This window comes from Streptomyces sp. NPDC030165, from assembly GCF_055573595.1.
Map to the genome: position 1 here is coordinate 80,924 of NZ_JBVIBD010000006.1, position 19,230 is coordinate 100,153.

At 71.6% G+C, this 19,230-nt stretch carries 24 protein-coding genes; 21 read left to right on the forward strand and 3 right to left on the reverse strand.

Annotated elements, in window-relative coordinates; translation table 11 throughout:
• Window positions 1-123 precede the first annotated feature (123 nt).
• The 17 genes from ACZ4Z1_RS13505 (at window position 124) to ACZ4Z1_RS13585 (ending at window position 10,301) form a co-directional block, all read left to right on the forward strand.
• Complete coding sequence (locus ACZ4Z1_RS13505) at window positions 124-378, forward strand: DUF6284 family protein (RefSeq protein ID WP_468486739.1); 255 nt, start codon at window positions 124-126, stop codon at window positions 376-378.
• Entirely contained in the window at window positions 375-827 is a 453-nt protein-coding gene (locus ACZ4Z1_RS13510; RefSeq protein WP_468486740.1) for a Pycsar system effector family protein, read from the forward strand. The genes ACZ4Z1_RS13505 and ACZ4Z1_RS13510 overlap by 4 nt, the downstream gene beginning before the upstream one ends.
• Window positions 824-973, forward strand: a complete 150-nt coding sequence (locus tag ACZ4Z1_RS13515) for a hypothetical protein (RefSeq protein WP_468486741.1) — start codon at window positions 824-826, stop codon at window positions 971-973. The genes ACZ4Z1_RS13510 and ACZ4Z1_RS13515 overlap by 4 nt, the downstream gene beginning before the upstream one ends.
• A gap of 275 nt (window positions 974-1,248) precedes the next feature.
• On the forward strand, window positions 1,249-1,656 hold the full coding sequence (locus tag ACZ4Z1_RS13520; RefSeq protein WP_468487013.1) for an RNA-binding protein: 408 nt from the start codon (window positions 1,249-1,251) through the stop codon (window positions 1,654-1,656).
• Window positions 1,653-2,159: a hypothetical protein gene (locus ACZ4Z1_RS13525; RefSeq protein ID WP_468486742.1), complete on the forward strand. Its 507-nt coding sequence runs from the start codon at window positions 1,653-1,655 to the stop codon at window positions 2,157-2,159. Before ACZ4Z1_RS13520 ends, ACZ4Z1_RS13525 begins: the two co-directional genes overlap by 4 nt.
• Before the next feature lie 8 nt (window positions 2,160-2,167).
• Entirely contained in the window at window positions 2,168-3,883 is a 1,716-nt protein-coding gene (locus ACZ4Z1_RS13530) for a DUF2637 domain-containing protein (RefSeq protein WP_468486743.1), read from the forward strand.
• Window positions 3,880-4,203, forward strand: coding sequence for a hypothetical protein (locus tag ACZ4Z1_RS13535; RefSeq protein ID WP_468486744.1), 324 nt, complete (start codon window positions 3,880-3,882; stop codon window positions 4,201-4,203). The genes ACZ4Z1_RS13530 and ACZ4Z1_RS13535 overlap by 4 nt, the downstream gene beginning before the upstream one ends.
• A 41-nt stretch (window positions 4,204-4,244) precedes the next feature.
• Window positions 4,245-4,664 (forward strand): hypothetical protein, encoded by a 420-nt coding sequence (locus ACZ4Z1_RS13540; protein ID WP_468486745.1) that lies wholly within the window; start codon window positions 4,245-4,247, stop codon window positions 4,662-4,664.
• Window positions 4,665-4,802: 138 nt separating this feature from the next.
• Window positions 4,803-5,177: a DUF6251 family protein gene (locus tag ACZ4Z1_RS13545; protein ID WP_468486746.1), complete on the forward strand. Its 375-nt coding sequence runs from the start codon at window positions 4,803-4,805 to the stop codon at window positions 5,175-5,177.
• Between the two features lie 83 nt (window positions 5,178-5,260).
• Entirely contained in the window at window positions 5,261-5,431 is a 171-nt protein-coding gene (locus ACZ4Z1_RS13550; RefSeq protein WP_468486747.1) for a hypothetical protein, read from the forward strand.
• Window positions 5,428-5,622, forward strand: a complete 195-nt coding sequence (locus ACZ4Z1_RS13555; RefSeq protein WP_468486748.1) for a hypothetical protein — start codon at window positions 5,428-5,430, stop codon at window positions 5,620-5,622. The genes ACZ4Z1_RS13550 and ACZ4Z1_RS13555 overlap by 4 nt, the downstream gene beginning before the upstream one ends.
• An 84-nt stretch (window positions 5,623-5,706) precedes the next feature.
• Window positions 5,707-6,096, forward strand: a complete 390-nt coding sequence (locus ACZ4Z1_RS13560) for a hypothetical protein (protein WP_468486749.1) — start codon at window positions 5,707-5,709, stop codon at window positions 6,094-6,096.
• A gap of 91 nt (window positions 6,097-6,187) precedes the next feature.
• Window positions 6,188-8,395 (forward strand): cell division protein FtsK, encoded by a 2,208-nt coding sequence (locus ACZ4Z1_RS13565; protein WP_468486750.1) that lies wholly within the window; start codon window positions 6,188-6,190, stop codon window positions 8,393-8,395.
• 140 nt (window positions 8,396-8,535) lie between these two features.
• Window positions 8,536-8,787 carry a hypothetical protein gene (locus ACZ4Z1_RS13570; RefSeq protein WP_468487014.1) on the forward strand — a complete coding sequence of 84 codons (252 nt, stop codon included), beginning with the start codon at window positions 8,536-8,538 and terminating at the stop codon, window positions 8,785-8,787.
• 25 nt (window positions 8,788-8,812) lie between these two features.
• Window positions 8,813-9,001, forward strand: coding sequence for a hypothetical protein (locus ACZ4Z1_RS13575; RefSeq protein ID WP_060728256.1), 189 nt, complete (start codon window positions 8,813-8,815; stop codon window positions 8,999-9,001).
• A gap of 14 nt (window positions 9,002-9,015) precedes the next feature.
• A complete protein-coding gene (locus ACZ4Z1_RS13580; protein ID WP_468486751.1) occupies window positions 9,016-9,729 on the forward strand; it encodes an exonuclease domain-containing protein in 714 nt (237 codons plus the stop codon).
• An 8-nt stretch (window positions 9,730-9,737) separates the two neighbouring features.
• Window positions 9,738-10,301 (forward strand): hypothetical protein, encoded by a 564-nt coding sequence (locus tag ACZ4Z1_RS13585; protein ID WP_468486752.1) that lies wholly within the window; start codon window positions 9,738-9,740, stop codon window positions 10,299-10,301.
• A 174-nt stretch (window positions 10,302-10,475) separates the two neighbouring features.
• Here the strand turns inward: ACZ4Z1_RS13585 and ACZ4Z1_RS13590 are convergent, their stop codons facing one another.
• Complete coding sequence (locus ACZ4Z1_RS13590) at window positions 10,476-11,504, reverse strand: SRA domain-containing endonuclease (RefSeq protein WP_468486753.1); 1,029 nt, start codon at window positions 11,502-11,504, stop codon at window positions 10,476-10,478.
• A gap of 360 nt (window positions 11,505-11,864) precedes the next feature.
• Here ACZ4Z1_RS13590 and ACZ4Z1_RS13595 point away from each other — a divergent pair, with 360 nt between their 5' ends.
• From ACZ4Z1_RS13595 to ACZ4Z1_RS13610, 4 genes are all read left to right on the forward strand, one after another.
• Window positions 11,865-12,719, forward strand: coding sequence for a bifunctional DNA primase/polymerase (locus ACZ4Z1_RS13595; protein WP_468486754.1), 855 nt, complete (start codon window positions 11,865-11,867; stop codon window positions 12,717-12,719).
• 2 nt (window positions 12,720-12,721) lie between these two features.
• Complete coding sequence (locus ACZ4Z1_RS13600) at window positions 12,722-14,197, forward strand: ATP-binding protein (protein ID WP_468486755.1); 1,476 nt, start codon at window positions 12,722-12,724, stop codon at window positions 14,195-14,197.
• Between the two features lie 447 nt (window positions 14,198-14,644).
• Window positions 14,645-14,875: a helix-turn-helix domain-containing protein gene (locus ACZ4Z1_RS13605; protein ID WP_468486756.1), complete on the forward strand. Its 231-nt coding sequence runs from the start codon at window positions 14,645-14,647 to the stop codon at window positions 14,873-14,875.
• 80 nt (window positions 14,876-14,955) lie between these two features.
• Window positions 14,956-16,209, forward strand: a complete 1,254-nt coding sequence (locus ACZ4Z1_RS13610) for a tyrosine-type recombinase/integrase (protein ID WP_468486757.1) — start codon at window positions 14,956-14,958, stop codon at window positions 16,207-16,209.
• Window positions 16,210-16,759: 550 nt separating this feature from the next.
• Here the strand turns inward: ACZ4Z1_RS13610 and ACZ4Z1_RS13615 are convergent.
• Entirely contained in the window at window positions 16,760-18,166 is a 1,407-nt protein-coding gene (locus ACZ4Z1_RS13615; RefSeq protein WP_468486758.1) for a Cys-Gln thioester bond-forming surface protein, read from the reverse strand.
• Between the two features lie 323 nt (window positions 18,167-18,489).
• A complete protein-coding gene (locus tag ACZ4Z1_RS13620) occupies window positions 18,490-19,065 on the reverse strand; it encodes a single-stranded DNA-binding protein (RefSeq protein WP_468486759.1) in 576 nt (191 codons plus the stop codon).
• Between the last annotated feature and the right edge of the window lie 165 nt (window positions 19,066-19,230).

Here is a 19,230-nt window from a genome sequence, read left to right on the forward strand (position 1 = left end):
TGACCGGCCGCTTTGCCTCGCACCGGCGTGGCCGTCCGGCTGCGCCCGACACGAACGGCCGCGGCCCCGGGGAGGCACCCCCGGGACCGCTTGGGCCGTCCCACTTGGAAGGACTCACGACCCATGACCACTGTACGAATGCTGGCCGCCGTCGGGGACCCGATGCAGGGGCCGACGGCGGCGGAACTGGACGCGATCGAGCAGGAGATGCCCGTCATCCTCGCGGCGGTCGATCTGCTGGACGCGCGGATTCAGGTGCTGGACCGCACGCCGAACCAGCTGGACGAGCAGCGCATCCGTCGGGCCCGGCGGCGGCTGCTGGCCGCCCGCCGCGACCTGGCCAACCGCGCCCTGGACGTGCCGGAGGTGGGGGCATGAGCACCCTGCACGAGGCGCTGACCGCCGCCCACGCCGAAGTGAAGGCGGAGATTGCCCGCACCGACAACAAGGTGGCCCTTCTGCTCGCCTTCAACGGGGCGGTCCTGCTCGGTGTCGCCACTGCCGCGACGGCCGTACGGGTACCGCCGGCGGCCCGTCTGGTCGGCGCGCTGGGCATCGCGGCCCTGCTGGCCGCCGTCGCGCTGCTGCTGGCGACGGTCCGACCCAACCTGACCGGCCGGTCGGCGGGCTTCCCGCGGTGGGCGACGCTGACCGGCGAGGAGGTCCGCGACGAGCTGCGCACCGACCGCCGGGCCGACCACATCCGGGTGCTCTCGCGCATCGCGGTCGCCAAGTACACCCGGCTGCGCCGCGCCATCGACCTGACGGCCGTCGGCGGCCTGCTGCTCGTGCTGGCCGCCGCCCTCACCGCGGGGGGCATCTCATGAAGCGCCGCCCGCACGCCCGGCTGCGGCACCGCCTCTACCGCCGCCTGCACCCCCGCGCCTACCGCGCCGGCCAGCTCGCCGAGCAGCGTCACATCCTCGACTGCCCTCTGGACTACACCCGCACGGCGAGCGGAGGTGCGGCATGAGCGTGCTCAATGCCCGAATCTCGGCTCGGATGGACGCGGTCCGCGCGCGGGCCGGTGAGGACCCGGACGTGCTGTGGCTGCTGAACTTCGCCAGGGCCGCTGCGGTGGCCGGCCGCCAGCAGTCGGAGCAAATCCGCCGGCTGACGGCGGAGAGGGACGATCTGGCGCGGGCGAGTAAGGACTACCGGCACCTGTCGGAGGCGGTCGCCGAGACTATGGACGACCCGAACCTGTGGGACGGGGACGACGCCGAGCCGGAAATCCTGGCCCGCTACGTGCGGTGGCTGGCGCAGAAGCGCGCCGCCGACCTGGCCGGCGCGAAGGAGCTTCTGGGAATCCCGCCGGTTGTCGTGATCTGCGGCAGCACCCGCTTCTGGGAGCGGATGGCCGACGCCGCGTGGTCGGAGACCTTGCGCGGCCGGATCGTCGTGCGCCCGGATGTGGACATGAAGCGTCCGCGTCAGGGCTACGCGGACGCCGTCGCAGTCAAGACCGACCTGGACGCGCTGCACCGGGCAAAAATCCGGCTGGCGGATGAGGTGCTGGTGGTCGGCGACTACATCGGCGACAGCACTCGTGCCGAGATCACCTATGCCCGCGAGCTGGGCATGCCGGTCCGTTTCACTCATCCCGAGGTGGACGCCCCGGCATCCACCTCTGCCCTGGAAGGGGCTGCATCATGATCCGCATTGTGGGGGCGGCCTACCTGGCCGCGCTGCACGCCGACCGGGACGCCGCTTCCGGTCGCGTCCAGGAGTTGCTGGAAGCGCTGGACGGGCAGTGGGCCGATCACGTCCGGTGCGTGCTGGAGATGGCCGAACAGCGCGAAGGCGCCGAACGGGTCGCGCTCGCGGCCACCGAAGAGAGCGCCCGGCTGTGCCGGGCGGCCGTGGCTGCGCTGCTGGTCATCGCCCGTCAGCAGCACCGCGTCGCCGAGCTGGAACGGCAGCTTGCCGACACCCGCCCGACGCCGCCGTGGCTGTACCTGCTGCGCAAGTGCGGGGAGCCGCACAGCCTGCACCCCACGCAGGAGGCTGCCATGGACCATGCGGTCGCCTGCGGGGCGTCGCGCACCGGCTGGGGTCCCACCTCGGACCGGCCGGCCACCGAGGTGGCGTGGCGGGTGGAGGCCGTGGCTGTGGTGCCGGAGCAGGAGCCGGGCGCGGCGCGCCGTGATGCCGCGTGATTCCCGGCGTGTTCGCGTCCTGGCCGGGGCTGTCCGGCTGGTCTCCGTGGCTGGTGCTGCCACTGGCCGTGACCGTGCTCGCCGCCGTCGCGCTGGCGGTCTGGCGACTGCGCCGGTCGGTGTGGCTGGCCGGTATCGGCCCGCAGGCCGTCGTCGCCCTGGGGGGCGTCGCCGTCAGTGTGTACGGGCTGTGGGGGTTCGCCACGGAGACCGTGCACCTGCCGGTCCCGCTCGCCGTCGCGTTCATCGGCGTCTTCGATGCGGCGGAAATGGTCCTGCTGGTCATGCTCTACCGTGCCGCCGACCCGGAGGTCGGGTGGACGCGTGAGCTGCGGCTGATGCACCGCACCGCCTGGACCCTGGTGGCCTTCTCCGGCGCCATGAACGCGGTGCATGCCCCCAACTGGTGGGCGCGGCCGGTGCTGGCGGCGGTATCAGCCCTGGCCGCGTGGCTGATCGAACTGCAACTGCGCAGCAAGCTGCACGCCGCCCGGCCGAACGAGGACGATGACGCGCGGCCGGGTCCGGCCCGGCTGCTGGCGCTGCTGTGGCAGCACGCCTGGGCGGCCGTCTTCACCCTGCTCGGACTGGACGCCCGCGCGTCATCGTCGGCCATCACCCGCGCCGCGCAGGCCCAGCGGGCCGCACAGCGCGTCTACCGCCTGCGCCTGGCTCTGGAGAACCCGGCACCGGCGGTGACCAGCAGTCCGCGGGCCCTCCGGCGGTCCTGCCGGCGTACCGAGCGGCTGCGCCGCCGGGCCCAGTCCGCGCTGGACAGGGCGGACGTGGGCACCGACACCCGCCAGAGCCTGGCCCTGGCCCAGCGGATGACCACCTTGACCCGCGCGGCGGAGGTGGCGCTGCTCGACTACACCGACACCCCGAAGGTGGTGGCGACGTTCGAGGGTCTGGCCGTCACGCCGGCCGCCGACCGCATCACCGCCTCGGCGGCCATGCGGGAAGCCGAGGACGCGCGGCAGCGCGCGGATGCCGCGCGGCAGGAGGCGGATGCCGCGCGGCAACGCGCGGAAGAGGAACTGGCCGCCGCGCGCCAGGAGCTGGCACGCGTGGAAGACGCGCGGCGCACGCTGCTGGAGGAACAGGAGGACATTGCCGGGCAGTCCGAGACCGCGCGGCAGCGCGCGGAAGACGCGCGGCGGGACATCGACGCCGCGCGGCAGCGCGCGGCAGCGATTGTGGACGCCGCGCGCAAGGAAGCCGACCGCACCCGCCGCGACGCTGATCAGGCGCTGGCAGAGGTCCGTACGGCGGCCGACGAGCAGCAGCGCGCCTTGGATGAGCTGACCGGCCGCACCGAGGGCGAGCGGGGGCGCCTCCGTGAATACGAGGAGGCGTTGCAGCAGCTCACCACGCAGGTGCAGGAAGCCGCCCTCATCCGTGACCGCCTGCGCGGCGACCTGGCCGCGCTCGCCCCGCAGGCGCCCGAAGCGGCCCTGTCCGGCGACGGACCCGCCTTCCGCTCAGAGGCCAAAGAGGCAGGCTGGCGCTACTACCTGCTCACCCTGGAGACCTCCCAGGGGCAGGAGGAGCCGGCCGCCGCCGCCCTGGCGGCGCGGTTCGGGGTGGACGCCGGAAACGCGCGGAACTGGCTGCGTGACTTCCGTGCCGCGCGCGCCGCGCAGCTTGCCGCGCGCCCGCCGCGCGCCGCCGCGCACACCGAGCACCAGCGGCCCGACCACGCACAGCAGGAGACGGCCGCATGACCGTCCCGATCGTGTGCGCGGACCTGTTCCGCGCGGTGATGACGGCCGCCGGATGGCGCTGTCAGTGCTCCGGCCAGTGCGGCCAGGGCCACGCGAAGAGCGAGGGCCGGTGCCCGCGGGAGCACGACAGCTACGCCGGCGCGGCGGGCGGCTGGGTGCGGCTGATGGCCGCCCCCGCCGGCCCGGCCGTCCCCGAGCGGCAGGCCGCCGCCCTGAGCGCGGCGCCGCTGCGGGCGTGGTGCCCGACCTGCCTGACCGCCGCCCGCAAGCACACCCACCGCACCGCCGACGACGGCCAGGGCGAGCTGTTCGGCCTGTAACCCGGCGGGCGGTGGGTCCGCTCAGATTCGAGGAGGAACCCGTGGGATATGCGCACTACGAGATCACCCGCAGCGACGGAGTGACGGTCCAAGCCGGGTACGGCGTCCAGGCCATGTGTGACTGGCCGGGCTGCCCTGAGACGGTCTCGCGTGGGATGGACGCCCTGTGCGGGCTGACGCCCGGCGGCGACGAGTACGGCTGCGGCAAGTGGTTCTGCGACGAGCACCTGTTCATGGCCCCCGAGGGGCCCGGCTACCGCTGCCCGCCCTGTCGCGGCAACGGCACCACCCCGCTGGAGTCCTCGCCGGACGCCATGACCGTCACGTTCGGCCCTGACGGTGCACCGACCGCCCAGGCCAGCGGCTACGAAGAAGACGACGCGTGCGGCGATGGCTGCTGCATCTGCTACTGCGTGGGTGAGGACTGCGCCTGCGTCGAGTGCCTGTACGACAAAGGCTGACGGCTGCCTGCGGCCCGCAAAACCGCCCGCACGGCCGCAGCTGCGGAGCAGGGCGGCCTGTTCGACCTGTGACCCGGCGGCCGGTGCGCCGCCCGGCCGCCGGGTCATCCCCTCTTCCCCCTTGATCAAGGAGCGCTCATGTCTCCGCCCCGCCGTTACCAGTTCGACAATCAGCTCCCCGCGCCCCGGGCCGGGCGCGGGGAGGTCGTCCACCGGCCCGAACCTCTGGCGTCCGCCGCCGATATGGGCGGGTACCGCGTCATCGTCCAGCACATCCATCAGGCGCCGCCGGACCGCACCGCACAGCGCGTCGCTCTTGGCGCCGGGGCCGGGGCCGGGGCGGTGGCCGCCGGGGTGTGCTTCGGGCCGCTGCTGGCCACCGCCGCTGTCTCGGTCGCCACGATCCTCGTCATCGGCGGGCTGATCGTCGCGGTCGGCGTGTGGGGCGTGGTCAGCGTCGTGCGCGCCGTCTCCCCGCCCGCCCCGGGCGGCAGGCCTGCGGCCCGCCGCTGAGGGGGGACGGCTGCCCGCGCCGCCCCGGCACACGCCGGGGCGGCAAGGGGAGCCGGGACCGCCCCGGTGCCGAGAGGAGCCTCATGTTCAACAAGAAGAACGATGCGAAGGACGTTGCCGACTACCGCGCCAAGAAGGCCGAGCACAACGCCCGCTTCAACCGGGCGGACGCCGACCCGAACAGCGACGCGTTCGTGGCCTCGAACGACGCCGTGGCCGACGCCGCCCGCCGCGTGTCGCGGTGGCGGCGGTGACCTTCCGGGCGGGTGACACCGTCCTGATCGTCTCGTGCGAGGACGACCCGCGCGCGGCCGGCCGGACCGGCCGGATCGTGGATGAGGTGCCGCCGACGCACCGCACGGACGGCCGCTGGACCGTGCACGGCGTCGGTCTTCTCATCGGCCCCGTGCTGTGCCGTACCTCCGAGCTGCGCGCGGTCGGCTGACCGGCCGCCCCCGATCCGCCCGGACCCGCACCGGGCGGTGAGGAGGACGCCGGGCACCCCGCCCGCGCCTGAGAGGAGCCCGCCATGCCCGTCACCACCGACTACGGCTTCGAACCCCGCATCGCCGAAGAGGTCGGCACCGACACCGTCCTCGTCTGCTGCGACGAGACCATGACCGCCGCCGGCCCCGACGAGTACGGCGGCATCGTCCACACCTGCGGCTCCTGCGGGACCCAGGCCGACGTGGACGTTTGCGGCTTGCTTGACGACATCCGCGAGAACGCCGTCAGGCCCGTCGCGCATCAGTCCGTTCGCGAGTACATCGCCGCCAAGGAAGCCGGCGACACCGAGGCCACCGCACGGATCGTCCGTGAGGTGTGCACGCGCTTCGCCACCCGCACCACCGACGGCTCCGAAGCCGCCGAACTGCTCGAAGCGACCCTGACCACCCGCCTCAGCAGCAAGAACGACTGAATCGCACAGCCGTCCTGCCGGGCCCGGCCGCCCACCTTCCACAGCCAGCGGCCGGGCCCGCCCCATCCCTCGTGAGAGAAAGGGACTGTCAGTGAAGCACCCCGATGACGACTCCGAGCTGTTCCACCGGCTCGAAGCCGAAATGAACGCACCGCCCGGCGCGGACGTGGTCGACCTGGACAAGGCACGCTCCGCCCGCACCGGGCCCGAACCTGCCCCCTCCCCGGCACCGGAGCCGGAGCCGGACCAGCCACAGGACCCGGACGCGCCTGCGGCGCTGGTCGACCAGCCGGCCCCGGCCGCTGAGGGCCCCGGGTACCTGGGTCGCCTGGCCGGGGCCCGGCGCCGCGACGTGATCCCGCAGTGGCTGCGGTCGGCGGCGGAGCTGAAGACGGCCGCCTCCTGGGTGGCCCGCCACTACGCGCATGCCACCGGCTACCACGCGCTGCGCGCCCCCGTCTACGCCGCCCGGCTCGCCTTGCAGGTCCCGGCCGGGGCGGCCCGGTTCGTCGGCGGCATGCTGCGGTGGGTGGCTGACCGCGAGGGCGAGCCGGTCCGGCTGGCCGCGGTGCGCCGCGAGGACGCCGGTGAATACCTCAGGCTCTCGCGTCAGCGTGACGGCCGGGTGCGGCTGCGCACCCTGGCCGCCGTGCTGGGCCTGTTCACCGGCCTAGGGGCGGCCCTGGCCCTGTACGTGCTGGCCCCGGGCTGGCTGCTGGCCCTGACCGTCGGCGCGGTGACGATGGCGCTGGGGGCAGCCGGGCGGCGGGCGGACGATCCCGTCATCCACCGGGCGGTGGAGCTGCCCAAGGCCACCAAACTCACCAGTGACATCGTGCTGCGCGCGCTCGGAGCCCTGGGCATCCCCGCTATCAGCCAGGCGCAGTCCAAGGGCAAGGACGGGTTCGAGTTCACCGCCCCGATCACCCGCGACGGGCCCGGCTGGCGCGCGGAGGGCGATCTCCCGTACGGCGTGACGGTCACGGACGTGATCGAGCGCCGCGACCGCCTCGCCTCCGGTCTGCGCCGGCCGCTGGGCTGCGTGTGGCCGGAGGCCGTCTCCGAGGAACACACCGCCCGCCTAGTGCTGTGGGTCGGCGACCAGGACCTGAAGTCGGCCCCCAAACCCGCCTGGCCACTGGCCAAGTCCGGGACGGTGGACCTGTTCAAGCCCGTCGCCTACGGCACCGACCAGCGCGGACGCTGGGTCGATGTCACGCTGATGTTCATCGCCGGGGTGATCGGCGCGATTCCCCGCATGGGCAAGACGTTCCTGCTGCGTCTGCTGCTGCTCATTGCGGCCCTCGACCCGCGGGCGGAGCTGCACACCTACGACATGAAGGGCACCGGCGACCTGGATCCGGTCGGGGAGAAGGTCTCGCACCGGCACGGCGTCGGCGAGGAAGACGAGACCATTCAGTACGCGCTGGCCGACTTCCGCGCGCTGCGCGAGGAACTGCGCCGGCGTACCAAGGTGATCCGCTCGCTGCCGCGGGACATCTGCCCGGAATCCAAGGTGACCAGCGCCCTCGCCGACAAGCGCTCGCTCGGACTGCATCCGATCGTTATCGGCGTGGATGAGTGCCAGGTCCTGTTCGAGCACTCCGACCACGGCAAGGAGTTCGAGGAGATCGCCACCGACCTGGTCAAGCGCGGGCCGGCGACCGGGATCGTGCTGCTGCTGGCCACTCAGCGCCCTGACGCCAAGTCGCTGCCCACCGGCATCAGCGCGAATGCCGGGGCCCGCTGGTGCCTGAAGGTCATGGGCCAGACCGAGAATGACATGGTCCTGGGCACCAGCTCTTACAAGCGCGGCGTGCGGGCCACGATGTTCTCCTGGGGTGACAAAGGCCTGCACTACTTCGTCGGCGAGGGTGCCGACGCCCGGATCGTCTCCGCGGCCTTCGTGGACGCCCCCGGCGCCGACGCCATCGCCGCGCGCGCCCGCACCGTGCGCGAAAAGGCCGGGCGCCTGTCCGGCTACGCCCTGGGGGAAGCAGCCGAGCAGGTCACCGGCCCGGCCTACGACCTGCTCGCCGACATTCTCGCCGTGGTCCCGGCCGAGGAGGCCAAGGCGTGGTCCGAAACCGTGGTGGCCCGCCTCGCCGAGCTGCGCCCCGAGGTGTACGCCGGGTGGGAGCCGGAGCACCTCGCCTACATGCTCAAGCCACATGGCGTTCCCACCATCCAGGTGTGGGGCAAGACCAGCGCCGGCAAGGGCGCCAACCGGCGCGGCATTGAGCGCTCCCGCATCCTCAAAGTGGTAGCGGAGCGTGACGAAAAGCGGGATGCGGGCTGACCGAAACCGGTGCTGGACCTAGCGGCGGCCGCTGCTAGATCTAGCACCGCCCTTAGCGCCCCAATTCCGCCGTGATCAGGTACCTAGCCGCTAGCGCCTCACCTGTGCGAATCCCGGAAACCCACCTGGAAGGGCCCGCGATGCCCCCTGCCCTCCTCGCTATATCCGCCTGGCTTGCCGTGACTGTGTGTTACGGCGCGTTGTGTGCCGCATCGCCGTTCGGCAACTGCCGCAAGTGCCGCGGATTCGGTTTCGCCCTCAAGACCGACCGTCGCGGACGGCTCAAGCGCGGCAAGCACTGCCGCCGCTGCGACGGCACCGGCATCCGCATCCGTCTTGGCCGGCGCCTGTACAACCTGGCCGCGCGCATCCACCGCGACGGCACCCGCTGACCACACTCGCGAAGGAGGTGCCGCCGTGGCGGTCACCGTCTCGTTCGTCGCCCTGTTCGGGCTGGTCCTGTTCTTCCTGCTGCGCTCCAAGTCCCTGAGCTGGGGGGCCGCGTTCGTCGCCGTGATGTTCGGCTTCTACCTCGCCTCCACCGGCGCCTCCAAGCCCGTCAACCAGCTCAGCGAAGCCGTAGTCAACGCCCTCAGCAACCTCTGAAGGAGGACTGACCCGTGACCGATACCCCTCCCGCCTGGCCGGACGGCCGGCTGCTGGCCCTGGATATCGAGACCACCGGCACCGACCCGGAAACGGCCCGTATCGTTGCCGCGGCCCTCGTGGCCGTCGGCGGCGGCGCCCCGGCCGAGACCACGACCTGGCTGCTGGACCCCGGCGTGGACATCCCCGCCGAGGCCACCGCCGTCCACCACATCACCACGGATGTGGCCCAGGCGGACGGCAGGCCGGCTGTTGAGGCCCTGCCGGAAATCGCCGCGGCCGTGACCGGGCCCCGGGGGCAGTGGCACATACCGCTGGTGGTCTTCCGCGCCCCCTACGCGCTGACCGTCATTGCCCGCGAATGCGCCCGCCACCACATCGACTTCCCCGCCGACCAGGCCGCGCCGGTTCTCGACCCGTACGTCATCGACAAGCAGATGGACCGCTACCGGCGCGGCCGGCGCACCCTGCCCGAGCTGTGCCGGCACTACCAGGTGCGCCACGACGGGCCCAACGACGCCGCGCACGACGCCATGGCCGCCGCCCGGCTGGCCTGGCGCCTGCCGCGCGCCCACCCCGCCCTGGCCGCCATGTCCCCGCCCGACCTGCACCGCAACCAGACCGCATGGGCTGCTGAGCAGGCCGCCGGACTCCAGGAGCACAAGCGCCGCACCGACCCGACCGCTCACGTAAGCGGCGAGTGGCCGCTGATCCCCGCCGACACCTGAGGAGCCCCGTGTTCGAGATCCGCGTCATCTGCGACCCCGACGACGCCGGCACCGTGACCGCCGCCCTCGAAGGTGCCTTCCGCACCGGAGCGGTGCGCCGCCTGCCGTCGCGCACCCCGGGCAAGGCCCGGTTGTACGTCACCGCCGACCACCAGCCCGCCGCCGAGCAGCAGGCCGCCGTGTGGCCGACGCCGGACGCGGCCTACGCCGCCGCACCGGGCATCACCGAAGAACTCGCCTGGACGGCAGAGGCGGCCGTGGCCGCGCTGCGCCGCCGCGGCCCGGCCGACCGCACGTTCTACCTGCGCAAGGCCGCCGTCCTGGACCGCATCGCACTGCTGGACGACGACACCAGCATCTTCAGCGACCCCGCCGAAGTCGCCACCGACGCCGCCCGCTACCTGCTCGCCCTCGACCGCAACGGCATGGGCGACAGCGCCGGCGCGGGCACCGTTCCGCCGCAGACCCTGGACGCCGCCCGCGACCCGCGCGGCTACATCCGCCAGGAATACGCCGCCTGGCACCGGCGGGAACTGGCGACCGCTGACCAGCCCGCGCCGGAGGCGCCGTGAACCGGATGTTGCGCGGCCCGGACGGCCGCCACTGGCAAGAGCGTGTCGACCACTTCGACAAAGAGGTCAAGCAGTGGGTGGCCGAGCTGACGGCGGCGGTGCGCAATCCCGGAACCTTCGCACACACGAGGGCGGCCCCGGATCATTGGCGTGAGAAGGGGCCGCCCCTTGTGACTACGCAGGGTCGACGAGCAGCGGAAAGCCGGCGAACCCGTTGTCGGTCTGGAACACCAGGGCGACGCCTTCAGCTTCCAGGATCGCCTTCTCGTCGGGCGTAGGTTCACCGGGCAGCAAGACGGCGACCCGCAGCGTTTCGGGCTTATCCAGATGGCGCCGGTAGTCCGCCAACTGCCCGATCGCCATCCGAATATTGGGCCGCGTGGTGAGGCCCTTGGCCTCGTACAGCACGTGATCGGTCTCGTCGTACAGATCAGGCGTGAGCGTGGTGCGTTCGCCGGCGACCGTGATCTGAAAGCTGCTATAGGCGTGCCCGGCCTTTTCGAGGTGTTCCTCAAAGGCCGTCACGAGCTGTCCCTCACGGCGGTTTACCGTCCGCTCACCGCCGGCAACAGTGGCGGTGGTCTGGCTCGTGCTGTGCTTCTCCGTCTTCTTGCTCTTGACGCCCGGCTTGGCCGGCTCCTCGACCTTCGCGGGAATGGGCAGAACGCTGGTCTCCTGCGCGGGCTGCACCGAGTCGTCGGACCGGATGTCGGTCTGCTGCGGATCCACCGGGCGCAGCCGGAAGACGTAAACCCGTCGCAACATACCCTTCGGGTCGTGGTCCCAGCGCTCCGTATACGGGACGACGCTATCGACGGTCATCTGCCCGACGTACCGCTGCAGCTTGGCCCCGCCCGGCTTGACGTAGCCGTCAGAGATGAACAGGTGCAGTTCCAGCCCCTGCGCCACGTGGTTGAGCAGCGTACCGTTCAGTCCGGTCAGTACCTGGTGTCCGACCGGGCCGGTTCCGGTGTAGTCGAAGACGGCCCCCGCTTCATCGGCTTCGGCCCAGCCATCGAAGTTGTAACCGTGCTGCTTGCTCTTGTGCGGGTCGGAGAACACGAACAACTTGTTCGATGCCCGGACCGGCACGATCCCTGCCTGAGACGCGCGTTCATGGGCCTCCGGGCCCCCAAAGGCCACGGCCAACGCCGTACGGGTCGTCTCCAGGCCCAGCTTCAGTTCCAGATCATCACTCGACATCTCGCCACAGTACGACGCACCACTGACACCCCCACTTTCGCGGGCGCTGCACCTGGTGCGCGCCACGATTGAGGGCGGCCCCTCTCACCAAAGACCGGGCCGCCCTCTCCTCCCAGCACACCTCAACAGAGCACTGGAGGTCTCCAGCATGACCCAACCTGCCCCCGTCCCGCGAGCCGTTCCCCGGCCGTTCCGGCCGCGGCTGCTGGATGTGTACTGCTGCACCGGCGGCGCAGCCCGCGGCTACCACCCCGCGGCCCGCACCGTCACCGAGGTGCGCCGCCTGCGTCGGACCCAAGGCTGGCACGTCCGCCCCCGCGGGCGCGACATCTGCCCCGGGTGCTGGAAGGACGGTCAGCGATGACGCCCCCACCCTTCCGTACGGCCCTGGAACTCGCCGCGGCCGGGATTCCTGTGCTGCCTCTACGCAAGGGCAAGGTCCCCTTCGCCAACTGCCGCACGTGCCTCTACACCTCATGCGGTGGGCGCCCGAACATGAAGGCCCCCGGCCCCTGCACCTGCCCGGCCCCCTGCCACGGCTGGGCCGCCGCCACCACCGAGACCGGCGTCATCACCTCGCCTGCATGGGCGACCGCATGGCAGGGCGCCGGGGCGGTCGCCTACCACCCCGCCGGGGCTGGGCTGACCGTGCTGGACCTCGACAACGATGAAGCCATCACCTGGGCACAGGCCAGCCTGCCGCGCACCGTGGTCGTGGCGACCACCCGCGGCCAGCACTGGCTCTACCGCGGCACGATGCCGTCCGCCAACGCGGTGAGGCCCGGCGTGGACATCAAGTCCCGCATGGCCTACGCCCGCTGGATCAGCCCGGGTCCCGGCGCCCCGTCTGGTCTGCTGGCCCGCGCGGCCGGTCTGCCCGACACCGTGCGCGCGCTGGTCGTGAAGCAGCAGCCCGCGGCCCGGCCGGTCATCGCCGCGCCCGCACCCGCCGGCGGCGGACAGTGCCCGCACCGCACACCCGCCTACCTGGAGCGGGGCATTGCCATGGCAGAGCAGCGCATCACCGACGCCCGCAGCGCGGTGCACGCCACCGTCTACGGGGCGTTCCTCGCGGTGCTGTCCGTGCACGGCCGGTGCGGCTGCCTCACCGACGGCCACGTCACGCGGCTGTTCGTCGCCGCGCAGGCCAAGGGCGAAACCGCCCGGCACTGCACGGACGCGTGGGCCAACGCCCGCGCGAAGTTGGGGGTGTAGCCGTGTCCGAGGACGGCAAGCCCCCGGCGCGGGAGGTCATCACCGACTACGCGCAGGCCCACTTCCGCTACTTCCGCACCGCGGACGGGACCGTGTACGCGCAGAGGAACGGCCACCCCGTGGCCCGCCCGATCCGCTCCCAGGGCACCACCGGCAGCCACCGCCAGGAACTCATGGTCGGCCTGTTCAGGGACGGGTGCGGCGTGTTCAACGGCACCGCCATGAAGGAGGCACTGGACTTGATCGAAGCACTCGCACTGACCGAGCACGTACAGCCCGTGCACATCCGCGTCGCCCCCGGATTCGACGGCGCCACCTGGCTCGACCTGGGCCGCACCGACGGACAGTCCGTCCGTATCCACCCCACCGGCTGGGACATCGCCGTCCCTGACCCGCGTGAGGTGTGCTGGCGGCGCACCCAGCTCACCGGGGAACTGCCCCTGCCGGCCAAGGACACCGACGGCAAGGGCATCGACCTGCTGCTGCGGCTGTGCAACTTCGCCACCGCGCAGACCGAATGCCTGGCCATCGCGTGGTTGATCGGCTGCCTAGGACCGTCGGTGCCCGTCCCCGCCCCGTTCCTCACCGGCCCACAGGGGGCGGGCAAGTCCACCGGCGGGCGGATGCTCGTACGGATCGTCGAGGGCATGAGCGGGGACCTGCGCCGCGCACCGAAGGACGAGGAGAACCTGATTGCGGCGGTGGCGGCCGGGTGGGTCACCGCCCTGGACAACCTCTCCCACATGACCCCGGACCTGTCGGACGCGATGTGCTGCATCGTCACCGGCGCCGAGAATGTCAAGCGTGCGCTGTTCACCGACGGGGACGTGTTCCGTGCCCGCTACCGCCGCCCCCTGCTGCTGACCGGCATCGACGTGGGTGTCATCCGGCCCGACCTCGCCGAACGCCTCCTGCCCTTGCGCCTGGAACGCCCGCGGGTGCGGCGCACCGAAGCGGAGTTGTGGGCGGAGTACGCCGAGGTGCTGCCGGTCATTCTCGGGTCTCTCCTAGATCTGACGGTCAAGGTCCGTGCGGCTAAGGCGGAGACGCCGACCGATCTGCGGATGGCGGACTTCGCGCATCTGTGCGCGCAGCTCGATGCGGCGACCGGCTGGGCCACGCTCGCGGCCTACCGGGCCAGCCTGGACGACCTGAATGACGACGTGATCGAGGGCGATCTGCTCGCGCAGACCGTCCTGCGGCACGCCGACACCATCGAAGCCGGAGCGGCGCAGCAGATGACCTCCACCGAATGGCTGCACTGCCTCAGCAGCCTCTACACCGGCGACGACTTCCGCCCCCTGCCCAAAGGCTGGCCGACCACGGGCAAGGTCCTCTCCGACCGGCTCAAGCGCCTCCAGCCCACCCTGGCCGCCCGGGGCCTCCTCATCGACTCGGGCCGCACCATGGCGGGCCGCTACCTCGAAATGGCCCGCGTGGAAGCACCGCCGGGGCACAAGCAGCAGCAGGCGTTCTGACCGGAACGCGCCGCTGAACAAGCAAGAGGAGCACGCCTTGCCCCCGGTGCTCCTCTTGCTGTTCGGCGCCGTGGCGCCCTGCAAGGTCGTGCCGCGAAGCGGCCCCTTCTCCACGCTTGAGCGTGCACCGCACCACAAAGAGACGCCCTCCTTTTTCCTAAGTAGGGACGGCTGCGTCATGTGCGTCATGCGGGCGCGAAACCGGCCCCTGACCAGCGGCGAAAAGCATGACGCAGACAGCGCCGCCTGCGTCATTCTGCGTCATGTGCGTCATGCGCTGGCGCAGACGATGACGCGCCGATGACGCAGCCCCGAACCGCTGCGTCATACAAAGCCGCAGGTCACAGAACCGAATGACGCAGATGACGCAATGACGCAGAAATCCGCGCTTCGGACAAGCGCGGCCCCCGAAACTGCCCTAGCCCCCGACTGCTGAGGAGCCACCGAATGGCCACACCCCCCGCCACCGCCATGCTCCGGGGCGAACTTCCGGACCGCTATCTCACCCCTCGCGATGTCGCCGCGATCTTCAACGTGTCGTTGGAGACCGTCTACCACTGGCGTAAGAAGCGCATCGGCCCGCCAGGCTTCCGCGTCGGTGTCCACGTCCGCTACGACCCCGCCGCCGTCCAGCGTTGGGCCCAGGAACAGATGGCCGCCAACAGCGCCGCCGCCTGACCACTCACCTGAACATCGTCACCGCAGGGGCACAGCTCGGGCGCTGTGCCCCTGCGACTTTCCCGGGGAGGATTCACCCCTTGGCAGGTCACATCCAAGACCGCTGGTACAAGACCGAGGTGGGGCCCGACGGTAAGCCCTCACGGGTCAGGACCGACCGCTACGGCATCGGGCTTCGCTACCGCGCTCGTTATGTCGGCCCGGACGGGACGGAGCAGTCCAAGAGCTTCCCGGACCGCGAGAAGAAGCGTGCCGAGAAATGGTTGGACCGCGTCAAGGCAGACATGGACGCGGGCCAGTTCATCGACCCGAAGGCCGGACAGATCACGTTCCGGGAGTACGCCGTCAAGTGGCTGACAGGCTTGACGACGGACCTGGGCAGTCAGGAAGTCGTGGACCGCCGCATCCGACTTCACGCCGTCCCGTACCTGGGTCCTCGCCCCATGGGGTCATTCAAGCCCGAACACATGCGAACCTGGCTGAGCACTCTTCAAACCGCCCTGCCGAACGCGACCTACCGGCGCGGCATCTATGACTCAGTGTCGTCGTTGTTCAACGCTGCGGTTGACGACGGAGTCATCAAGGTGAACCCGTGCCATGCGCGGTCCGTGAAGGCCCCGGAGCCCGACCCTCGGTTGATCCAGCCGTGGCCCGAGAGCCGCGTTTTCGCGGTCCGCGCCGGTTTGCCCGACCGGTACGCCGCCACCGTGGACGCCGCCGGCGGAGGCGGCCTGCGCCAGGGAGAGGTGTTCGGTCTGGCCGCCGAGAACATCGACTTCGACGCCGGATGGCTGCACGTACGTCAGCAGGTCAAGCGTGTCCGGGGAGCGCTCGTATTCGCTCCGCCCAAGCGCGGCAAGCTTCGCTCCGCACCGCTCAGTCCGGTGGTGGGCGGATACCTGCGGGACCACATGACCCGATTTTCTCCGGTCGAGGTCAAGCTGCCGTGGCGGACCCCGGACGGACCGTTAGTCACACGCAACCTGGTCTTCACCAGTGGCGTAGGCAACGCCATCTGGCGCAGCTACTTCGACGACTACGTGTGGAAGCCCGCTCTGGCGTTCGCGGGGGTCATCCCGCCCAAGCGGCCGGGAGAGCGCTACGCCGCCGCCCCGGACGACGGGATGCACGCGCTACGCCACTTCTACGCCTCTGTGCTTCTGGATGGCGGGGAGAGCATCAAGGCGTTGAGCGTCTACCTGGGACACTCGGACCCCGGTTTCACGCTGCGGATCTACACGCATCTGCTGCCGAGCAGTGAGGAGCGGACCCGGGCAGCCGTGTCCGCGGTTTTCCAGCGCGGGATGTCCGGGCCCCTCCCGCAGGCGGCTTGACGGCCCACGGACGGCCCACGGCCCACCGTGGGCGCCTATTCGGCGACTGCGTAGCTGGTCAGAGGCACTGCGGAGGAGCGGGCCCGCCAAACACACCCCATCTTGCCGTACGGCCAGCCCGCGACGGAAACGAGTACCTCACAGGGCTGTGATCCGGGGCACGGGGTGGGGGTGCGGTGGGGGTCTGCCGGGGCGGGCCTGGCATGGGCCATCGGCGGTCCGCTGGCGGCTGGGCACGGGCAGCCGGGTTCCGCCCGGGCACGGGTTCCGCCCCGGGCCGGGAAAACGCCGCCGCCCTCCGTGGCCGAGGAGCGGTTTTTCGCTCGGGCACGGAGGGCGGTGGGTGGTGTGCGGACGGTCACGGCGCGGGGCGGGCCGCGCCGGGCCGGACCGCGCCCGACCGCGCCGGGGCGGGCGGGCCAGGTCGGGCCTGCTGCGGCCCCGGGGCTCACACCCCGGGACCGGGCGACGTCCGTATTTCAGTCACCGGTCACGGATCACGAGTCGCTGTTCACGAGTCACTGATCACGCGATGGCGTCCGTACCTCGCTCACGAGGTGGCGCCCGCCTTCTTCTTACGGAGGAAGAAGACCGCGCCGCCGCCGACGACGACCAGCGCGACCGCGACGCCCGCGATCACCGGGGTGGCGTTGCTGGAGCCGGTCTCGGCCAGGTCGCCGCCCGCGCCGCCACCGGTGCTGCCGGAGCTGGTGCCGCCGGCCGAGGCCGGGCTGGGCTGGGACGAGGGCTTGCCGGGGGTGGTGCCGGCGGTCTTGCAGTCGAGGACGCCGGTGAAGGTCTTCTTGAAGCCGCCCTCACCCGCGATCGTGATCTCGTACGCCTGGTCCTCGCCGACCGGGACAGTGATCGTCTCGGACTTGCCCGGCGCGATCACGTGCTCCTTGCCGGAGAGCTGGAACTTGAACGGCGCGTCGCCCTTGTTGGTGGCGGTGACGTCCACGCCGCCCTTGGAGCAGTTCTTCTCCGCGGTGACGGCCGGGGCCGCGCCCTGCTTCTTCCAGGAGGCGGTGGCGGTCGCGGTGGCGGTGGACTCGCTGGAGCCGGCCAGGATCATGGTCTGGCTCTTGACGCGGCCGACGCTGCCGGTGAAGGCGCGGCCGACCGAGACCTTCGTGGCGGCCTGCGCGGTCAGCGAGGTGGCGCCGTCCTTCGTGCCCGCGGGCACGTCGAAGAAGAGCTTGGTGCCGTTGGCCGCCTTGGTCACGGGCTTGCCGTCGGCGCCGACCACCTTCACGCCGGCGGGGGCACCGGCGCCCGGGGAGACGGTCACGCTGTTGGCGTTGGTGTGGACCGTGACCGGGCCGAGCTTGCTGCCGGACTTGCCGGAGACGGCCGGCGGGTCCAGCTTCAGCGACGCCTCGGGCTCGGCCAGGCTCTTGGCGTTCTTCTCCAGGTAGTCGGCGAGCTTCTCGGCCGCGGGGTCGACGGCGTCGACCTTCACGTGGTCGGAGAAGCGCCAGATGGCGACCTGGGTACCGGCGGCAGCGGTCTTCTCGCTCAGGCTCCCGGCACCGGCCTTCTGAGCGAGCGAGGCCAGGTCGTTGACCTGCGGGTAGGAGTTCTGCAGAATCCAGCGGATCTTGCCGGCGTCCTGGTTGTCGTGCAGCGACGAGGCGCTCCAGGGCACCTCCTGGTACTTCGCCTGCTGCTGCGTCGGCGTGCTGATGTCGATGCAGTACGTCTGGAGGGTGCCGCCGTTGTCGACGGTCATCTCGAAGAGCCCGGCACCGATCTCCTGGTCCCGGCCGTTGGCGTGCAGAACCGCCTGGCCGTAGGTCTTCAGGCCGCCGAGTGTCGCACTGGCGCCCCCGTGGACCGGCGCCGCGTCGTCAGCCGCGGCAGGGCCCGCGGTGGCTATCGCTCCCGCCGCGACCAGGCCCGACGCCAGGACCGCGGCGGCAAGGCGGGCTGCGCCCCGCCTCTTCACTGAAATCATGAATTTCCCCTCTGGGCGAGGCGGGATCGATAGGGGAGATGCCTCGCCGGAATGAACCCAAAGAACTCAACAGCCGAATACATCAGCCCCCGTGAGTACTCGTGAGTACCCGACGGATCCTAGAGAGCGGGCGCAACAGGGTCCCCCTCAATACCGTCCCATAAGCGATCCGAATCACAATCGTTACCGACTACACCCCACTTGACCTGGCAATATCGACAAATCACCGGGACTTTCCGGGCACTGAACGCTTCTCAGGCGTAAGGCGCATCGGGGGCCGCTGGACGGCATCCGGAGATTGCCGACGAAGCATCGGGGCGGTGTCAGGTCGCGGCAATACCCGCCTCCTCCCGGGTGGCCTTCGGGGGCGGTGACGCCCAGTCAGGTTCGTCGGCAGAAACAGGAACCGGAGGGGCTGGGGGTGGCGGGGAGGCCGGGAACGCCGGGGCAGCCACGGGCGCGGTGGGCGCCTCGAGCCCGTCCGGCCGGCCGGTCGGGGGCGGCGCCGACTCCGTACTCGTCCGGCCGCCCCGCCGGAAGGCGGAGGTGCCGCGCGACAGGTCGTGTCCGACGGCCACGGCGTCCACCTCGACCGACACCCGCCGCTGTCCGCCCTTGTCCTCGGGCACTTCCCGCTCCCACACCCGCATACGGCCGTGTACGACGAGGGGTTCGCCGCGCGAGACCGAGGCGGCGACGTGGTCCGCGAGCGTCCGCCACGCGCGGACGGTATAGAAGCTCGTGTCCCCGTCGGCCCAGCATCCGCGCTCCTTGTCCCAGCGCCGCGTGGACGTCGCCAGGCGGAACCGCGCCACCGAAGCGCCAGTTGTGGTCTGCCGGTGCTCGACCGCCGTCGCGGCGTTCCCCACCAGCGTCACCATCGTTTCGTACATCGTCATCGCCTCCCCCGTCGCGGGCCCCCGGCGGGCCCTGCGGCCCGTTTCCCGGGCCTGCGTGGAATCCATGCTGCACGGATTCGCCGGAGCTCGCCGGGGCCTGTGTGCTACCGCCGGGTTGTGGACAACTCCGTCACCCTGGCGGCGGGTTCAGCCCCCCCCGCCCAC